The sequence below is a fragment of the Amphibacillus indicireducens genome, assembly GCF_039539605.1.
In the GTDB taxonomy this organism is placed as follows: Bacteria; Bacillota; Bacilli; order Bacillales; family Amphibacillaceae; genus Amphibacillus; species Amphibacillus indicireducens.
Genome location: NZ_BAABDL010000008.1, coordinates 1 through 2,931, shown reverse-complemented (window position 1 = coordinate 2,931; position 2,931 = coordinate 1). Strand labels below are relative to the sequence as shown.

2 protein-coding genes are annotated in these 2,931 nt (G+C 32.4%); one reads left to right on the top strand and one right to left on the bottom strand.

Features of this window, described 5'->3' with window-relative positions; genetic code table 11:
- The first annotated feature begins 291 nt into the window (after positions 1 to 291).
- Positions 292 to 1,448 (top strand): IS3 family transposase gene (locus ABD814_RS00765; protein ID WP_344909452.1). Its coding sequence is split into 2 segments (ribosomal slippage): positions 292 to 532 and positions 532 to 1,448, totalling 1,158 coding nucleotides; the frame shifts between segments, so codons are not numbered across the junction.
- 729 nt (positions 1,449 to 2,177) lie between these two features.
- Here the strand turns inward: ABD814_RS00765 and ABD814_RS00760 are convergent.
- Positions 2,178 to 2,846 carry a hypothetical protein gene (locus ABD814_RS00760; protein WP_344909450.1) on the bottom strand — a complete coding sequence of 223 codons (669 nt, stop codon included), beginning with the start codon at positions 2,844 to 2,846 and terminating at the stop codon, positions 2,178 to 2,180.
- Between the last annotated feature and the right edge of the window lie 85 nt (positions 2,847 to 2,931).

Sequence of the window (2,931 nt, the reverse complement as noted above, 5' to 3'; positions counted from 1 at the left end):
TTAAACGAGGTTATAGGATTAAAGTGCACATTCTTATCTAGCAGAAACTGCTACATATAGTTTAGCAGTCACACTTCAATGATTGAAAAAGTTGTTGATATTTTCGGACCGATAATTTTTATGTTTTGTTCCTTTAAAAAACTTTCGATCTTTAACATTACCTGCTGCATTTCTGACTGCAGTATTTTATTTCTATAAGATAATAAATTACTTAAACATTGATGCTAGTATAGTTTCATGGACACATCTAAGTTAAATTATATACAATGAATTTAAGGAGGATGTGTCACAATGAATCAAAGAAAACATGGTAATCGGTATAACGATGATTTCAAAAAAATGTTGGTTGATCTTTATCGTTCTGGTAGTTCTGTCAAAGAATTAAATAGCGAATATGGCGTTTCTGAAGTTACTATTTATAAATGGATCAAGGACTTTACTCCAGTTGAAGGTGTTGATGGCAAAGAAGTGACGCCAAAAGAAACCCATGCCATTCAAAAAGAAAACCTTCGCTTAAAACAGGAGCTTGAAATCTTAAAAAAGGCTATGGCCATATTCGCAAGAAAGTAAACGACAGTGAACTGACAGAGTTTATTTCAGAACACAAAGATGACTATCCTATCGCTACAATGTGTCAAACCCTTGATATACCAAGGTCTACCTACTATGAATCATTAACTAAAACAGAATCAAATCGTGATCGTGAAAACCGTGAATACACTAGAAAAATCAGACAAATTCATGAAGAGAGTAAAAAACGCTACGGTGCACCTAAGATTCACAAGGTGTTAGAAAAACAAGGCTATTCAATCAGTTTAAAACGCGTTCAACGCCTGATGAGAAAGGCTGGGATTAAGTCTATCACTGTAAAGAAATTTCGACCAACTGCTAGTAAGCAAAAAGTTGCAGAAAGAGAAAATATCATCAACAGGGATTTTTCTACGACAACGGTTAACGAGAAATGGGTTGGCGATATCACCTATATTCATACGCTTCGTCATGGCTGGTGCTATCTTGCATCTGTATTAGATTTGCACACTAAGAAAGTGATTGGTTACTCTTTTTCGCGATCAATGACAACAGAGATGGTAAAAAAGGCTTTAGAGAATGCTTATGTTACACAGAAACCCAATGATGGTGTCATCTTTCATTCAGATTTGGGATCGCAGTACACGAGTGATGACTTTGCAGAAATAATACAAGACTACAAAATGACACATTCCTTTAGTCGCAAGGGCAGTCCTTATGACAACGCTTGTATTGAATCCTTTCACGCCATTTTAAAGAAAGAAGAAGTCAATCACGTCCAATACTTAGACTTTAACGCTGCAAAAGTAGAGTTATTTAAATATATTGAAGGCTGGTACAATCGCAAAAGAATACATGGCAGTATTGGCTATCTTACACCACAAGAGATGGAAGATTTAACACTTAATCAGGCAGTCTAACTGCACAAGCTAGAATAGAAACACGGCTTTACGTGGAGAGGCGGGCATGACAGCCTCTTATGGCAAGCCAGCGATATTTTAATTGAGCTGGCTCCCTGGCTTAGAATCCATGCCCGCAGAGGCTCCATGTCAAGCCTTCACGAGTAAATTGTAATATATTTCGATGCACAATAAAAATTAACTTATTTGTGTCCAAGATATTGACTTAGATCCAGTTAAGGCGTTGTTACATTTTATATCATTCTGTTTTATCCACAGATTGATAACACACTTGTTTTTCTACTATCTTATATAAATCACATATATAATTATGAATCTATTTAGTTATGTAAAAGTTGACCAAGGTCGAAAGTACAGAACTAAGAGTGATAAATAAAACATATAGCGTTATTCTTTTGAAATTAGTTATGTCAAATGCCCATCTCCATAGCTGATCCGTTTTTTCACAATTAAACACCCATCTTTTAAATGGGATTAATAATAATTGACTCAATGTAATAAATAAAACGGCAAAAAGCATACCTATATACAAGTGATTGTTTGGGTTTATTATAATTTCTAATACGCCAACAATAATACATGGAACTATAAAACTTAATGTAAGATACAAAGATTTGGTTGAGTTCATTTTCAACACTCCTATTAAATTCATTACGTTAAATTGATAAGTGAATCACTTAACATAAAATCTCATTGTAAATTAAAAGTATCTAATTTAGAAAGAAATAATTACGATACAAAATTATATTTTTCGGCCATACTTTTTTCGAAAATTTCCATCCCCTTAAAGAACGGAACATGAAAATCTTGATAACATTCTTCGTAGGTTTTTTGAGACTCTTTAACATTCTCATTTATTAGCAATTCATAAGAGGCCAATGATCTAGGTTTACAAAGTGGGTGAACTTCTTTGTGATTTTCCTGTATTTCTTGGTAAACATTTTTTGCAGTTTTAATATCATTTGTTAAAAAACAACAGAATAAAAATTCGTAATTTATATTAGCCTTAAAAAATTCATCAACTTCACTAGTGTATACCGTCATGTCTTTTTTTAACTGTCTAATTATCCTCAACGCCTTTTCTTGTTCATTCCGATCTAGAGACTGATAATATTTATAATAATTAAGGTAAATATTCCATTTTTTATCTTTAAACTCTAAATTGCTCAAATTTAATTCACATGGTCTAACTCCACTTGAAAACAAAAGTGGTATACAAGAAAGATAATCTTTATTTTTATGGAAGATACTATTGTAAAGAGAAATAAAATCACTATTTTCTTGCGTTGTTAATATATCAAAAATTACAAGACTAATATTAAAAATAAAAAATGTCTGAACAATAAAATTAAAACTTTCACTAGAAAATTCCGCAATCGATAAAATGGTTAAAGACAATAACGCTCCAAATCCTGACTTTCGCACTTAAAAATGACAAAAACAGCTTTGAATGGCTCTGTCAAGCCATTCAAAAGCTGTTTTT